This window comes from Burkholderia sp. SIMBA_062, assembly GCF_046534765.1.
Classification (GTDB): Bacteria; Pseudomonadota; Gammaproteobacteria; order Burkholderiales; family Burkholderiaceae; genus Burkholderia; species Burkholderia ambifaria.
Map to the genome: position 1 here is coordinate 1 of NZ_JAWRYD010000709.1, position 229 is coordinate 229.

Here is a 229-nt window from a genome sequence, read left to right on the forward strand (position 1 = left end):
AGGTAGCCGTTCAGTGGGTCGTGGGCGCTGGTCTGGTCGGTGACCATGTCCGGGCGCACGCCACGCTTGACCAGCTCTGGCAGGATTTCCGCAGCGTTGCCGTGCAGGGCGATGGAGATGGCCTTGCCTTCGGCAGTGTACTTGGCGATGCGCGCCAGGGCGTCGTCGAGGTCGGTGGCCTGCTCGTCGACGTAGCGGGTTTCCAGGCGGAAGTCGATGCGGCTCTGCT

The 229-nt window shown here is 66.4% G+C and carries 1 pseudogene; it reads right to left on the reverse strand.

Annotation, left to right across the window (positions count from 1 at the left end):
• Positions 1-229 (reverse strand): annotated as a pseudogene (locus SB786_RS38025) (urocanate hydratase); the annotation flags it as partial.